Origin of the sequence: Nocardia barduliensis (assembly GCF_013315795.1) — a bacterium.
GTDB classification, from domain to species: Bacteria; Actinomycetota; Actinomycetes; order Mycobacteriales; family Mycobacteriaceae; genus Nocardia; species Nocardia barduliensis.
In genome coordinates this window covers 84,385-97,473 of the sequence record NZ_JABLTE010000017.1, presented here as the reverse complement: position 1 = coordinate 97,473, position 13,089 = coordinate 84,385, and the positions used below count along the sequence as shown (strand labels likewise).

Here is a 13,089-nt window from a genome sequence, read left to right as displayed (position 1 = left end):
GGGTGCCGAGGGGGCCGAGGTCGATGTTGAGGTCTTCGGGGGTGAGGCCGAAGTGGTCGCGGAGTTCTTCCATGCGTTGCTCGAGCAGCATCAGGGTGGTGCCGATGCGTTCGATCTGGGTGTCGGTGAGGTCGCCCGCGTCGACTCGGCGCAGCGCTTGGCGCTCCATGAGTTGCCGCAGGAGTTCGACCAGGGTGAGGACGAGGCTGACCAGTCCGCGTTCGACGGATTCGGGTTCGGTGTCGATACGCGGTGGGATGCCGCCGAATTCAGTCATCGCCGGGTGGCTCCAGCGCGCGGGGTGGCCCGGTCAGGGTACTGATGGAGGAGATGAGCGCCCGCAACGAGATCTGCACCAGGTCGACGTCCGCGATGGCGAGTTTGATGTCCCCGGAGATGATCACTCCGCCGGCGAGCACCCGGTCCAGCAGGTCGACCAGCGCGACGCGGCGCTCGTCGTCGACGTGCTGGGTGACCCGGCTCATGCCGGTTCTCGTTCCACGCCCGCGAACGAATACGGCGGCCACGGGCCGGTGAGTTCGAGCCGGATGCCGGGGAATTCGGCGCCGAGCGCGGTGACGGTCGCGGCGAAGTCGTCGGCGCGATCGTCGTCCACGAGATAGGTGCCGTTGAGCACCAACCAGTCCCGGCGGCCGCTCAGCGCCGGATCGGTCAGCGCCTGACGTCGTCCCGCCGCGGCGTGGTGCACCAAGCGGGTGTGGATCGCCTCGGCGCGCTCCGCCGCGTCGCGTTCCACGGTTTCCTGCGCGGACAACTGCGCGCGCCTTCTAGCCAGGTACGCCGCCCCCGCGCCTTTCGCGCTGCCTTCGCTGGCGGCGCGGGCCTCGGCCACGGCGGCGGTGAGTGCGGCGCGATCGCCGTACGCTTTCACTCCCCACTCGGTGCGGCCGCTCACCAGCGCCAGCGCCTCGGCGAAGTCCGCCCGCCGCTGTTCGAGCAGGTCGCGCACCCGGTCGTCGTCGAGGAAGACGGTGGCAAGCCGCAGCGGGACGGTCGGACCGTGGCGCACCAGGGCCGACACGACGGCGTCGTGCGCGCGGGCCGTGCCCTCCAGCCAGTCGAGATCCTCCAGATGCCGCCGCAGCGGCTGCTCCCCGAACACTTCCATCGGCACCGAACCGACGACCGCGGTCAGATCGTCCGAGATCACCGAGCGCACCGGCTCGCCGGCCACTCCGGTCAGCTCGCCCAGCTCCGCCGACCCGCCTCGGCTGGACGTCACCGCGTACAGCCAGACCCCGAGCCCGTCGGTCACTGTCGATCTTCCCTCGGCTCGCGGCGGCGTTCGATCGGCTGGCGGCGTTCGCTGCCGGCCTCCAGTTCGGCGATCCGGTCGCGCAGCTGCCGATTCTCGAGTTCGAGGTCCCGGTCCTGCCGCTCCAGCGTGTGGGCCTTGCTGTTGAGCCAGGGGTCGGTCTCCCACCAGTCGATGCCCACCGCTTTGGCCGTCTCCAAGGACGCGATCACCAGCCGCAGCTTGATCGTGAGCAGTTCGATGTCGAGCAGGTTCACCTGGATGTCGCCCGCGATCACCAGACCCTTGTCGAGGACCCGCTCGAGGATGTCGGCGAGGTTCGTCGAATGATGCTCGCCGCCGAACGGCTGCGGTGCGGACGATCCGCCGCCGACCACCGTCATCGCTGAGCCCTTCCGATGTCGGTGCTGCCGCGGGCATAGCGCCTGGTCCGGCGGTAGGCCAGCAGATCACCGTCGACATCGATCTCGACCTCGTAGAGCGCGAGGATGTCCGCCGAGGACGGGATCCGGCGGTCTTCGAGCACCTCGATCTCCACCAGCCAGCCGTCCTCCGTCGGTTCCATCGACGTCACGCCCTCCACCTGCTTGGACGTCAATTCCACGAGGTGCGCGACCGCCGTCGCGGCGGCCCGGGTGGGGGTGGAGGCCGATTCGCCCGATGCGCGCACATCCTCCGAGTCGTCGGAAGTGGTCTTGCGTGCCACGCGCGTCACTCCTTCCGGTCGATCACGATCACGTCCGCCGACCGGTCATCCGATCCAGGACCGCCTGCTGCGCTTGTTTCCGTTCCTCCTCCGACAGCTGACCGGCGGCCGCGGCCGCTTCGATCTCCTCGAGTTCCCGCCGCATGGTGGCGGGATCGTGCATTTTCTGCTCCACCTGGTCCTGGATCAGTTCGCCCAACCAGATGACGCCGCGCACCGGCGCGACGGGCAATGTCAAGATCGTCGAGAGCAGGCCCATGCCTCACCCCTCGGGTGTGTGCTTGGTGACGAAGTCGTAGGCCGCCATCGGGCCGAGCAGGTTCAGCTCCACCCGCCCGTCCCACTCCTCGCCGAGCCGGCGCAGCGTTTCCTCCAGCTCTTCTTGCCGGGCCAGCTCGACCAGCATCGCGACGTGGACCGCTTCCTCCTCGTGCGTGGGTTCGCGCTGGTTGATCAGTGGCTCGAACTGCTCGATCTCGGCGACCACCCGGCGGGTGTCCTCGGCTCGCTTGGCCTCGATCGCCTGGTTGATCAGCTCGCCGAGCGCGATTCGGGCGTTGCGGGTCGCGTCCTCGGGCTTGTCGCGGATCTCGTCGCGCAGCTGAGCGGCCTGGGCGTTCTCGTCGAGCAGTTCGCGCAGGATGGTGTCCTCGACGTAGCGCCCCCTGATCACGAACTGCGCGCGGCCCTCGAGCTGTTCCAGCGCGGAGCGGAACTCGTCCTCGTTCGCCCCGAGCAATTCGTTCTCCACCGCCTCCGCGTCGGTCATGACCGCGCCGAACCGCAGCGGCAGCACCGGGGCGACGGCGGCCGAGCCGTCCAGCAGTTCGGCGTGCGCGGTGAGGTCGTCGGGCGTGCCCAGCGGTCGATCCGATTCGAGCCTGCTGATCAGCGCGGCGATCTCGCCGTGCCGCACCACCCCGACCTCGCCCGGCGGGTCGCCGACACCGGTGGCGTGCGGCTCGGGCTCCACGTCGGCGGGCACGATGCCGTAGACGTACACGGCGGCTTGATCGGTAGTCATCAACCCTCCTTGCGTTTGGGCCGATTCGCTGTCTGGCGCTTGTCCTGTACGTCGCCGAGGAAGTCCATGACCTTCTCGCCCGCCGCCTCGAGCGCGCCTTGCGTCTTGTGTTTCGCCGCGCCTTGGGTGACGTCGCCGACGATGTCGGTCAGACCCTTCGGTTCGCTGGTGGAGATCTCCAGCCGGTTGACGGCCTCGGCGAAACGCAGATACGTGTCGACACTGGCCACCACGACGCGGGCGTCGATGGTCACCAATTCGATGCCGACCAGCGACACGCGGGCGAACGCGTCGATGACCAGCCCTTTGTCGAGAATCGTATCTATCACGTCGGCCAGGCTGGACGAATTCGGGCGGGCCATCGTGCCTGCTCCGCCACCGCCTGCGCCTCCTGCGGGTTCGATGGTCATGCGTGTGCTCCTCGGCTCTCGCGCGACCGGCGGGTCACCGTGGTGCGGCGGCGGGCGGCCGGTCGACGGCGCGGCCGCCGATCTTCCTCCGGCTCGTCCTCGTCTCGCTCCTGCTCGTCGGTCTCGTCTTCTTCTTCCTCGTCCGGCTCCTCGTCGTCCGGCTCGCGGTCGCTGTCCTCCTCGGCGTTCTCCTCCTCTTCCTCACGTCGTGCGGTCTCGTCGTCCTTGACGACCTCGCTGTCGCGGATCTCGCCGTGCCAGCCCACGATGTCGTCGGGATGCAACACGGCCTCGGTCATCACGTGCCGCTGGAAGTGCTTGAGTTCCAGACGGCACCGGCGACCGGCCGCACGCCAGATGTTGGCGGTCTTCTCGAAAAACCCCTTGGGGTGGTACTCCAGCACCACGAGGATGCGAGTGAGACTCGGCGCGATCTCGTGGAAGGTGACCGCACCGTCGATGTAGCCCTTGTGGCCCTTGGAACGCCAGACGATCCGCTCGAACGGCACCTGCTCGAGAATCGTGGATTCCCAGGTCCGTCTGGACCAGAACACTTTGCCGGTCCAGCTGAGCTTCTCGTCGGACACCTGCTCGACCTGCTCGAGCTTCTTGGTGAATTTCGGGAAGTCCGCGAACTGGGTCCACTGGTCGTAGGCCAGGTCGACCGGAACGCCGACGTCGATGTGCTCGACGATATTGGTCAGTTTGATCTTCTTGCCGCCGCCCTTGCCCTTACCGCCGGTCAGCGACTCCTTCACCGTCTCGAACTGCTCGCGCAGCGAGTGGCCGAGCTTGCTCTTGCCCGCGCTCATGGCCGCCTGGAGCGGTGAGGCGCCGCCTGCGAGCTTCTCCACTCCGGTCACCGCCGCCAGCAGATTCCCCCCGCCGCCTTCGGCGTAGTCGGTCAACCGTCCCGCGGTCTTCGATACCTGATTGGTGAGTCCGGCGACCGCGCGTTCGGTCAGGGTTCCGGCGAGGTTCTGCATCGACTGTTGCAGCAGCCCGGTGGGTGTGGGCGGCGGGGCCTTCTTCTTGGCGGCCGATCCGGCCCCGGTCGCGGCTTTGGTGGCCCGGCTCGCCGTGTCGGTGGCCATCTTGCCCACTCCGGCTGTCGCATCGCGCAAAGTCTTCGCCATCGGGCTCACCTCCTCGTGCGGCGCACGGGCGCTTGGTCGGCATCGGTGCGACCGCGGCGACTACGGGAACCGGACGGCTTGCGGTCCGCGGAGTCGGACGAACGGTCGGCGGTCCGGGAACCCGCGGCACGCCTGGCGGCGGTGCCCGGCCGGCGAGGGCGCCGACGCGCGGCTGGCCGCTCGCTGTCGTCCTCGTCTTCCTCCGCGTCTCGATCGGACTCGTCCTCGTCGTATTCGTCCTCGAGTTCGTCGTCCTCGGACGCTTGCTCGTCGTCGGCGGACGCCTGCTCATCGTCTTCGAGCGCTTGCTCGTCGTCCTCGGGCGATCGGTCCTCGTACTCCTCCTCGTCGGAATCCGTCTCCCCCGAGCCGCGCCGATCCTTGTCCGCCAGCAGCGTCGAACCCTGCTGCAACCGGGCGTTCAGCGCGTCGAGGCGGTTGCTGGCCGCGGTCACCGCCGCGGACCGCGCGGCGCCGAGCAACTCGTCGCGCACGGTGTCGGTGATGCGGGTCAACTCCGGCGACTGTTTGAGCAGCGACGTCCCGCGCTCGAGCAGGTCCCCGGTCGTTCCCCCGGAGCGCCGGGCCATCGCGGCGCCGGCCAGCGACAACGCGAAGCGCATCTTGCGCGTGCGGCCCAGGAAGTACCCGATGCCCACCCCTAATGCAATTCTTCCTCCACCCTTCATTGCTCACTCCTTGCTCGCCTCAACCACCGCACCGGCAAAAGCCGGGGCGCCGAGACTTGACGTCCCCAGAAGTGGGGTAGACCACATTGCGGCGGCCAAACCTCAGCGTATGCCTGGTTACCCGATGGGTCGATGGGTTCTGCCTGCGAAAAGCGGGGAAGGATCGACACGTCGAAGCGTCTTCAGCGACCATCTGGCCGAAAGCGGTCTGCGCTGCCGGAAAAATATCTCGGGAAAGTTCGCGAAGTATGTCGAAGACGAACCGGCGGTTCCGACCGGTAGGTGACAGCAGGACACACCATACGCGCAGGAGCACCGCATGTCCGTCAACACGTTCTTCTGGTTCGACAACGCCGCCGAGGAAGCCGCCGCCTACTACGTCTCCGTCATTCCGAACTCGCGGCTGGGCGACATCTCCCGCAACTCCGACGGCTCGGCGTTCATCGTCTCGCTGGAGCTGGACGGTCACGCGGTCACACTGATGAACGGCGGGCCGGACCACCCGCTCACCGACGCCGCGTCGTTGCAGGTGATCGTGGACACCCAGGAGGAAGTCGATCGACTGTGGGACGCCCTCACCGCGGACGGCGGCGAGCCAGGGCCGTGCGGCTGGCTGAAAGACCGCTTCGGGCTGTCCTGGCAGGTGGTGCCTTCCGCGCTGCCGAAGCTGATGGGCGGCGACGATCCGGCCAAGACCATCGCCGTCGGCACCGCCCTGCGGTCGATGTCCAAACTCGACCTCCGGGTTCTGCAGGACGCCTACGACAACGCCTGACCCAGCGGCGTCGAAGACCCCGCCCGGACGCCGTTGTCCGGGCGGGGTCCCGCGCTCGACGGCGCCGTCAGCGCCAGCGTTCGGGGGTCACGGGAGCGTCCCACGCACGGGCGTAACGGCGCTTGTCGGGAGCGTCGTATTCCTTGCTGCGGTAGACCACATACGGCCGGACCAAGTAGCCGACCGGCGCACTGAACATGTGCACCAAACGGGTGTAGGGCCACAGTCCGATCAGCGCGAGCACGACCAATCCGTGCAGCTGGAAGGTCCACGGCGTGTCCACCATCAGCTCGGGCCGCGGGGTGAGAGTGAACAGGCTGCGGAACCAGGGCGAGACCGTCTCGCGGTAGTTGTAGGTGCCCCACAGCAGATTGCTGCCCCAGGTGTTGAGCAGGCCGGTGATCAGCGCGGCGGCCAGCAGCGCGTACATCATCTTGTCGTTGCCGGTGGTCGCCTTGCGCACGGCCGGAACGGTGAACCGCCGGTAGAGCAGGATGGCCACCCCGGCCAGCACGGCGAGACCGGCCACCGAGCCCGCCCCGACCGCGATCACGTGGTAGAGGTGCTCGGAGATCCCGACGGCGGCGGTCCACGATTCCGGGATCAGCACGCCGAGCACATGACCGCCGAACACCCCGAGCATGCCGAAGTGGAACAGCGGGCTGCCCAGCCGCAGCAGGCGGCTCTCGTAGATCTGCGAGGACCGGGTGGTCCAGCCGAACTGGTCGTTGCGGTAACGCCACAGGTGCCCGAGCACAAACGAGGTGAACGCGACGTAGGGCAGGATCAGCCACAGCGCGGTCGGCAGGTTCGGCGTTGCGTTCATCGTCGGCTTTCCGATCCGTCGAACAGGGAGGGGTCCATCGCGAAGGGCTCCAATCCGACCTCCTCCTCGGGCGGGCCCTGGGCGGCGAGTTCGGCGATACGCCGCCGGTCCGCGGTGGTCGGCGGAGGCAGCGTCGCGCCGATCGCCGCGAGCACGCCCGCGTAGGGCGAGCCGTTGTCCGACAACGACAGGCGCAGCAGCTCCAGCACCGGAACGTGCTCGCCGAGCAGCCGTTCGCCGCCGATGGGGTCGACGGTGGCGGCGAACTCCAGCAGCACCGGCAGGTGATCGGGCAGTTCCTCGTCGCCGAGTTCGACGCCCGCGTGGCGGTAGGCGTGCTTGAACCGCAGCAGCGCCATCCCGCGCTTGCGGGTGTCCCCGTAGGCGTAGAAGGTCAGGTGCAGGCTGGCGCGGCGGCGCATGTCGAAGGTCGCGACGTAGTCGGCGGCCAGTTCCAGGGGCGGGGTCGTGCGCAGGTGGTCGAGGCATGCGCTCAGGTGTTCGCGCACCTCTTCCGGCAATCCGGCTGCGGCGGCGGCCATTTGGTCGACCATGGCCAGCGTCTTCTCGCCCGGATAGTCCAGCAGCAGCGCGGCGATCCGCCAGACCAGTTGCCGATCGCGCTGGGCGAGTTCGACCGCCGGTTCCGGGCGGCGGCGTAGTTTCAGCAGGCTCATCGGCCCGCTCCGGTCGAGGCCGGGTCGCCCGCGACGGTCGCGTTGCCCGTGCCGTCGGCGTGTCCGTTGCCCGTGCCGTTCGAGTGCTCGCGGTCGGCATGCCCGTTGGTGTGTCCGTTGGCATGCCCGTTGCCGGTGTCGTCGGCCTGCCCGTTCGTCGGAACCAAGCCCTTGGTGCTCTTACCGTCCCAGTTCAGCAAATTGATCCGGGAGGATTTCTCCTGCGGCGCGGCGCCGTTGCTGTCGGTGAGGTGGAATTTCTCCACCATCTGGTCGAACGCCGTCATACCCGGCCCGCCGTCGGTGTCCAGGCTGCATCCGGTGGCGAGCGAATCCAATTCGTGCGCACGGGCTCCCGCGCCGGTCGGGATGACGTAGCGGTGCTCGTACTTGGCGATGGCCAGCAGCCGGTACATCGCCTCGATCTCTTCCGGCTCCAGCCGCACCGACGGCGCGATCGAGGGGTCGGGCTCCTCTCCGAGGTTCACCGACCGCATGAACGAGCGCATCGCCGCGAGACGCTGCAACGACGCGCGCACCGGTCCCACGTCGCCCGCGGTGAACAACTCGGCCAGGTACTCCACCGGGATGCGCAACGCGTCGATGGCGCCGAACAGGTTCGACGCGTTCTCGCCGTCGTGGCCGGTCTCGGTGAGCACGTCCACCACCGGCGACAGCGGCGGCACGTACCAGACCATCGGCATGGTGCGGTACTCCGGATGCAGCGGCAGCGCGATCTGGTAATCGACGATCAGCTTGTACACCGGCGAATCCTGGGCCGCCTGAATCCATTCCGGCGAGATCCCGGCCCGCTCCGCTTCGGCGATCACCCGCGGATCATGGGGGTTGAGGAACACGCCGAGCTGGGACGGGTAGAGATCCTTGTCCTCGGTGACCGACGCGGCTTCGAGAACGGCGTCCGCGTCGTAGAGCATGACGCCGATGTAGCGCAGCCGCCCCACGCAGGTCTCCGAGCACACCGTGGGTATGCCGACCTCCACGCGCGGGTAGCAGAAGGTGCACTTCTCCGCCTTGCCCGTCTTGTGGTTGAAGTAGATCTTCTTGTACGGGCAGCCCGACACGCACTGCCGCCAGCCCCGGCACTTGTCCTGGTCGACCAGCACGATGCCGTCCTCGGCGCGCTTGTAGATCGCGCCGGAAGGGCACGACGCCGCGCACGACGGATTCAGGCAGTGCTCGCAGATCCGCGGCAGGTAGAACATGAAGGTCTCTTCGAACTCCAGTTTCACCTGGTCGGACAGCTTCGCCAGCAGCGGGTCCCGGCCGACCTGCTCGGGGCCGGAGCCGAGGTCGTCGTCCCAGTTGGCGCCCCAGGTGACGTTCGTGTCCTCGCCGGTGATCAGCGACTTGGGCCGCGCCACCGGCGTCGTGTCGACCGGCGGCGAGGACAGCAGGTTGTCGTAGTCGTAGCTCCACGGCTCGTAGTAGTCCTCGACCGTGGGCAGATCCGGGTTGGCGAAGATGTTCAGCAGCCGCTTCAGCCGCGACCCGGACTTCAGGGTGAGCTTGCCGCGCTTGTTCAGCGTCCAGCCGCCCTTCCACTTCTCCTGGTCCTGGTACTGCCGCGGATAGCCCTGCCCGGGACGGGTCTCCACGTTGTTGAACCAGACGTACTCGGTGCCGCCGCGGTTGGTCCACGCCTGCTTGCAGGTGACCGAGCAGGTGTGGCAGCCGATGCACTTGTCCAGGTTCATCACCATGGCCAGCTGTGCCATGACGCGCATGTCAGTACCGCTTTCTCGCGTCGGTGGGTGCGTGGGGTGTGCTGGTGCCCGCCTTGCTCATGTCAGTACTCCACTTTCTGCGAGCGTTTGCGGATCGTGGTGACCTCGTCGCGCTGATTCCCGGTGGGGCCGTGGTAGTTCAGCGCGAAGGACTGCTGCGCGTAGCCGCCGATGAGATGCGAGGGTTTGATCATGATGCGGGTGAGCGCGTTGTGGATGCCGCCGCGCTTGCCACGCCCCTTGGTGTCCTCGCCGAGGCCCTCGATACGCGGCACGTCCACCGCGCGGTCCTGGGCGTGGTACATGAACACGGTGCCCTCCGGCATCCGGTGACTGACGATGGCGCGCGCGACCACGATGCCGTTGCGGTTGATCGCCTCGATCCAGTCGTTGTCGGCCACGCCGATCTTGGCGGCGTCGCGATCGGACATCCAGATCGTCTGCCCGCCGCGCGAGAGCGTCAGCATGTGCAGGTTGTCCTGGTAGGCGGAGTGGATCGACCACTTCGAGTGCGGGGTCAGGTAGCGCACCGTGACGCCCTTGTCGCCGACGTCGCCGATCGAGGGCTCGTGGAACAGCGCGGTCATGTCCAGCGGCGGACGGAAGATCGGCAACTGCTCGCCGAGCTCGATCATCCAGTCGTGGTCCAGGTAGAAGTGCTGCCGCCCGGTCAGCGTGTGCCAGGGCTTGAGCCGCTCGGTGTTGATGGTGAACGGCGAGTACCGGCGTCCGCCGGTCTCACTGCCCGACCACTCCGGCGAGGTGATCACCGGCACCGGACGAGCCTGGGTGTCGGCGAAGGTGATCCGCTTGCCCTCGTGCTCGGCGGCCAGGTCGGCCAGCTGGGTTCCGGTGCGGCGTTCCAGGGCGTGGAAGCCCTCCACCGCCAGTCGGCCGTTGGTGGTGCCGGACAGCGCGAGGATCGCCTCGGCCGCGTGGGTGTCCTTGGCCAGCGACGGGCGGCCCTGCGCGACGCCGGACACGACCGTGCCGTTCACGCCCGCGAGGTACTCGACCTCCTGGTCGGGGTAGGTGGTGACACCCTTGGTGGTGACGCCGAGCGTGTCGACCAGCGGCCCGAGCGCGGCCATCTTCTCCGCGAGCTTCGGGTAGTCGCGTTCCACGACGACCAGTTTGGGCATGGTCTTACCCGGGATCGGTTCGCACTCACCGGCTTTCCAGTCCAGCACGCGCCCGCCCGCCTGGGCCGTCGCGTCCGGCGAGTCGTGCTGCAACGGCACGGCGACGATGTCCTTGCGCGTGCCCAGGTGCTTCTCGGCCATCCAGGAGAAGCCGCGCGCGATCCGGTGGAAGGCGTCGAAGTCGGTCTTGGCCTCCCAGGGCGGCGAGATGGCCGGGGAGAAGGCGTGCACGAACGGGTGCATGTCGGTGGAGGACAGGTCGTGCTTCTCGTACCAGGTGGCGGCGGGCAGCACGATGTCGGAGAACAGCGTGGTGCTGGTCATCCGGAAGTCCAGCGACAGCAGCAGGTCCAGCTTGCCGGTGGCCGCGGTCTCGCGCCAGGTCAGCTCTTGGGGCCGCACGCCGGTGGCGTCGGTAGTTTGCAGGTTGGAGTCGGCGCCGAGCAGGTGGCGGTGGAAGTATTCGTTGCCCTTGCCCGAGGACCCGAGCAGGTTGGCCCGCCACACGGTCAGGCAGCGCGGGAAGTTCTCCGGCGCGTCCGGGTCCTCGCAGGCGAACCGCAGCTCGCCGGATTTCAGTCCGTCCACCACGTGTTCGGGCGCGGTCTTGCCCGCGGCCTCGGCCTCGTCCACCAGGTCGAGCGGGTTGCGGTCGAAGGTCGGATAACTCGGCATCCAGCCCAGCCGGGTGGCCAGCGCGATGTTGTCGGCGGCGGTGCGCCCTGCGAACTTCCCCGTGCCCAGCGGCGAGGCGAACGACTCCGCGGTGAACGGGTCGTAGCGCCACTGGTTGTTGGTCAGGTACCAGAACACCGTGCCCTGCATCTGGCGCGGCGGGCGCTGCCAGTCCAAGCCGAAGGCCAGCGTGGACCACCCGGTGACGGGGCGGCACTTCTCCTGGCCGACGTAGTGCGCCCAGCCGCCGCCGTTCACGCCCTGACAGCCGGTCAGCAGGGTCAGCGTGAAGAACGCGCGGTAGATCTGGTCGGAGTGGAACCAGTGGTTGGTGCCCGCGCCCATGAGGATCATCGAGCGGCCGCCGGAGCGGTCGGCGTTGTCGGCGAACTCCCGCGCGATGCGCTGGGCCTGGACGGCAGGCACGCCGGTGATGGCCTCCTGCCAGGCCGGGGTGTACGGCTCCGAGGCGTCGTCGTAGCCGGTCGGCCAGGTGCCGGGCAGTCCGTCGCGACCGACGCCGTACTGGGCGAGCAGCAGATCGAAGACCGTGGTGACGCGCTTGCCCGCGACAGTCGTGGTCGGCACGCCGCGGGTGAGCACTCCGGGTGTGTCGCTGTCGAAGCGGGGAATCTGTACGGCCGCAGCATCATCGGTGCGGCCATACAGACTCAGGAGGGGATCGACGTCCCCGAGATCGAGGTTCCAGCGCCCGGCGCCTTCGTCGCCGAACCGATGGCCGAGCGACCCGTTCGGCACCACCGGTTGCGCCTGTGCGTCCAGCAGCACCGTCTGGAACTGCACGCCTTCACCGGTGTGTCCCAGGTCCGCGGCGGTGAGGAACTTTCCGGGCAGGTACTGCCCGTCGCGCTCGTCCAGCGTGATCAGGTACGGCAGATCGGTGAAGCGCTTGATGTAGTCGAGGAAGCGCGGCGTGGACTTCTCGACGAAGAACTCCTTCAGCACCACGTGACCCATCGCCATGGCCAGCGCCGCGTCGGTGCCGGGACGCGCGGGCACCCACTCGTCGGCGAACTTGGTGTTGTCGGCGTAGTCGGGGGAGACCACCACCACCTTCTGGCCGCGGTAGCGCGCCTCGGTCATGTAGTGCGCGTCCGGGGTCCGGGTGACCGGCACGTTCGAACCCCACATGATGAGGTACCCGGCGTCGAACCAGTCGGCGGACTCCGGCACGTCGGTCTGGTCGCCGAACACCTGCGGCGAGGCCACCGGCAGGTCGGCGTACCAGTCGTAGAACGACAGCATGGAGCCGCCGAGCAGCGAGATGAACCGGGCGCCGACGGCGTGGCTGACCATGGACATCGCCGGAATCGGCGAGAACCCCGCCACTCGGTCGGGGCCGTACTGCTTGATCGTGTAGACGTGTGCGGCAGCGGCGATCTCGGCCGCCTCCCACCACTCGGCGCGCACGAATCCGCCCTTGCCGCGGGCGGCCTTGTAGCTGCGCGACTTCTCCGGGTCCTCGACGATCTCGCCCCAGGCCAGCACCGGGTCCTTGAGCCGGGACTTGGCTTCCCGGTACAGCTCCAGCAGCGTGCCGCGCACGTAGGGGTAGCGCACCCGGGCGGGCGAGTAGGTGTACCAGGAGAACGACGCGCCGCGCGGGCAGCCGCGCGGCTCGTACTCCGGCTTGTCGGCGCCCACCGAGGGGTAGTCGGTTTGCTGGGACTCCCAGGTGATCACGCCGTCTTTCACGTAGATCTTCCACGAGCACGATCCCGTGCAGTTCACGCCGTGCGTGGAGCGCACCACTTTGTCGTGCGACCAGCGATCGCGGTAGAACTCGTCGGCGCTGCGCCCGCCGACCTTGTGCAGGGTGCGCTGATCGGCCGAGACCTCGCCCCGGTGGAAATATTTCCCCAGCCGCAGGAGCGCGTCCCCGGCGTCGGTGGCCGGAGCGGAGGGTACGCGACCCTGAGTGCGGGAATTAACCACGACGTCCCCTTCGAGCAGTGCGATCGGGTGGATGTTCCGACTGTAAAGAGGC

Annotated in this window: 15 protein-coding genes; 1 reads left to right on the top strand and 14 read right to left on the bottom strand. The window is 68.3% G+C overall.

The features are described from left to right. The 10 genes from HOV91_RS10420 to HOV91_RS10375 form a co-directional block, all read right to left on the bottom strand. On the bottom strand, positions 1 to 277 hold a 277-nt coding region (locus tag HOV91_RS10420; protein WP_174185238.1), incomplete at its 3' end, for a gas vesicle protein K. Next, positions 270 to 485 (bottom strand): gas vesicle protein, encoded by a 216-nt coding sequence (locus HOV91_RS10415; protein ID WP_174185237.1) that lies wholly within the window; start codon positions 483 to 485, stop codon positions 270 to 272. The genes HOV91_RS10420 and HOV91_RS10415, both read right to left, overlap by 8 nt. Beyond that, the gene (locus HOV91_RS10410) at positions 482 to 1,276 is read right to left on the bottom strand and encodes a GvpL/GvpF family gas vesicle protein (protein ID WP_174185236.1); all 795 of its coding nucleotides are present in this window, start codon (positions 1,274 to 1,276) and stop codon (positions 482 to 484) included. Before HOV91_RS10410 ends, HOV91_RS10415 begins: the two co-directional genes overlap by 4 nt. Then, on the bottom strand, positions 1,273 to 1,659 hold the full coding sequence (locus HOV91_RS10405; RefSeq protein WP_174185235.1) for a gas vesicle protein: 387 nt from the start codon (positions 1,657 to 1,659) through the stop codon (positions 1,273 to 1,275). The genes HOV91_RS10410 and HOV91_RS10405 overlap by 4 nt, the downstream gene beginning before the upstream one ends. After that, on the bottom strand, positions 1,656 to 1,982 hold the full coding sequence (gvpO, locus tag HOV91_RS10400; RefSeq protein WP_438822649.1) for a gas vesicle protein GvpO: 327 nt from the start codon (positions 1,980 to 1,982) through the stop codon (positions 1,656 to 1,658). The genes HOV91_RS10405 and gvpO overlap by 4 nt, the downstream gene beginning before the upstream one ends. A 28-nt stretch (positions 1,983 to 2,010) precedes the next feature. Further along, a complete protein-coding gene (locus HOV91_RS10395) occupies positions 2,011 to 2,241 on the bottom strand; it encodes a gas vesicle protein GvpG (RefSeq protein ID WP_174185234.1) in 231 nt (76 codons plus the stop codon). A gap of 3 nt (positions 2,242 to 2,244) precedes the next feature. Then, positions 2,245 to 3,006 carry a GvpL/GvpF family gas vesicle protein gene (locus HOV91_RS10390; RefSeq protein WP_174185233.1) on the bottom strand — a complete coding sequence of 254 codons (762 nt, stop codon included), beginning with the start codon at positions 3,004 to 3,006 and terminating at the stop codon, positions 2,245 to 2,247. Then, positions 3,006 to 3,416 carry a gas vesicle protein GvpJ gene (gene gvpJ / locus HOV91_RS10385; protein ID WP_174185232.1) on the bottom strand — a complete coding sequence of 137 codons (411 nt, stop codon included), beginning with the start codon at positions 3,414 to 3,416 and terminating at the stop codon, positions 3,006 to 3,008. Before gvpJ ends, HOV91_RS10390 begins: the two co-directional genes overlap by 1 nt. Continuing rightward, positions 3,413 to 4,552, bottom strand: coding sequence for an SRPBCC family protein (locus HOV91_RS10380; RefSeq protein WP_174185231.1), 1,140 nt, complete (start codon positions 4,550 to 4,552; stop codon positions 3,413 to 3,415). Before HOV91_RS10380 ends, gvpJ begins: the two co-directional genes overlap by 4 nt. A 5-nt stretch (positions 4,553 to 4,557) precedes the next feature. Then, positions 4,558 to 5,241: a hypothetical protein gene (locus HOV91_RS10375; protein ID WP_174185230.1), complete on the bottom strand. Its 684-nt coding sequence runs from the start codon at positions 5,239 to 5,241 to the stop codon at positions 4,558 to 4,560. A gap of 319 nt (positions 5,242 to 5,560) precedes the next feature. Between HOV91_RS10375 and HOV91_RS10370 the strand changes: the two genes are divergently transcribed. After that, the gene (locus HOV91_RS10370) at positions 5,561 to 6,016 is read left to right on the top strand and encodes a VOC family protein (RefSeq protein WP_174185229.1); all 456 of its coding nucleotides are present in this window, start codon (positions 5,561 to 5,563) and stop codon (positions 6,014 to 6,016) included. Positions 6,017 to 6,083: 67 nt separating this feature from the next. On the opposite strand, the gene narI is transcribed toward HOV91_RS10370, so the two are convergent. The 4 genes from narI to HOV91_RS10350 all read right to left on the bottom strand — a co-directional run bounded on the left by narI (position 6,084) and on the right by HOV91_RS10350 (position 13,037). Continuing rightward, positions 6,084 to 6,842 (bottom strand): respiratory nitrate reductase subunit gamma, encoded by a 759-nt coding sequence (gene narI / locus HOV91_RS10365; protein WP_174185228.1) that lies wholly within the window; start codon positions 6,840 to 6,842, stop codon positions 6,084 to 6,086. Then, entirely contained in the window at positions 6,839 to 7,519 is a 681-nt protein-coding gene (narJ, locus tag HOV91_RS10360; RefSeq protein WP_174185227.1) for a nitrate reductase molybdenum cofactor assembly chaperone, read from the bottom strand. Before narJ ends, narI begins: the two co-directional genes overlap by 4 nt. Continuing rightward, positions 7,516 to 9,255 carry a nitrate reductase subunit beta gene (narH, locus tag HOV91_RS10355; protein WP_174185250.1) on the bottom strand — a complete coding sequence of 580 codons (1,740 nt, stop codon included), beginning with the start codon at positions 9,253 to 9,255 and terminating at the stop codon, positions 7,516 to 7,518. Before narH ends, narJ begins: the two co-directional genes overlap by 4 nt. Before the next feature lie 71 nt (positions 9,256 to 9,326). Continuing rightward, the gene (locus tag HOV91_RS10350) at positions 9,327 to 13,037 is read right to left on the bottom strand and encodes a nitrate reductase subunit alpha (RefSeq protein ID WP_174185226.1); all 3,711 of its coding nucleotides are present in this window, start codon (positions 13,035 to 13,037) and stop codon (positions 9,327 to 9,329) included. Between the last annotated feature and the right edge of the window lie 52 nt (positions 13,038 to 13,089).

Bases quoted from the DNA above. Each gene is read 5' to 3' on its own strand.
- HOV91_RS10405 (WP_174185235.1), bottom strand. From the start codon at position 1,659: ATGACGGTGGTCGGCGGCGGATCGTCCGCACCGCAGCCGTTCGGCGGC.
- HOV91_RS10415 (WP_174185237.1), bottom strand. From the start codon at position 485: ATGAGCCGGGTCACCCAGCACGTCGACGACGAGCGCCGCGTCGCGCTG.
- narI (WP_174185228.1), bottom strand. From the start codon at position 6,842: ATGAACGCAACGCCGAACCTGCCGACCGCGCTGTGGCTGATCCTGCCC.
- HOV91_RS10395 (WP_174185234.1), bottom strand. From the start codon at position 2,241: ATGGGCCTGCTCTCGACGATCTTGACATTGCCCGTCGCGCCGGTGCGC.
- HOV91_RS10370 (WP_174185229.1), top strand. From the start codon at position 5,561: ATGTCCGTCAACACGTTCTTCTGGTTCGACAACGCCGCCGAGGAAGCC.
- narJ (WP_174185227.1), bottom strand. From the start codon at position 7,519: ATGAGCCTGCTGAAACTACGCCGCCGCCCGGAACCGGCGGTCGAACTC.
- HOV91_RS10375 (WP_174185230.1), bottom strand. From the start codon at position 5,241: ATGAAGGGTGGAGGAAGAATTGCATTAGGGGTGGGCATCGGGTACTTC.
- HOV91_RS10380 (WP_174185231.1), bottom strand. From the start codon at position 4,552: ATGGCGAAGACTTTGCGCGATGCGACAGCCGGAGTGGGCAAGATGGCC.
- gvpJ (WP_174185232.1), bottom strand. From the start codon at position 3,416: ATGACCATCGAACCCGCAGGAGGCGCAGGCGGTGGCGGAGCAGGCACG.
- HOV91_RS10390 (WP_174185233.1), bottom strand. From the start codon at position 3,006: ATGACTACCGATCAAGCCGCCGTGTACGTCTACGGCATCGTGCCCGCC.
- narH (WP_174185250.1), bottom strand. From the start codon at position 9,255: ATGGCACAGCTGGCCATGGTGATGAACCTGGACAAGTGCATCGGCTGC.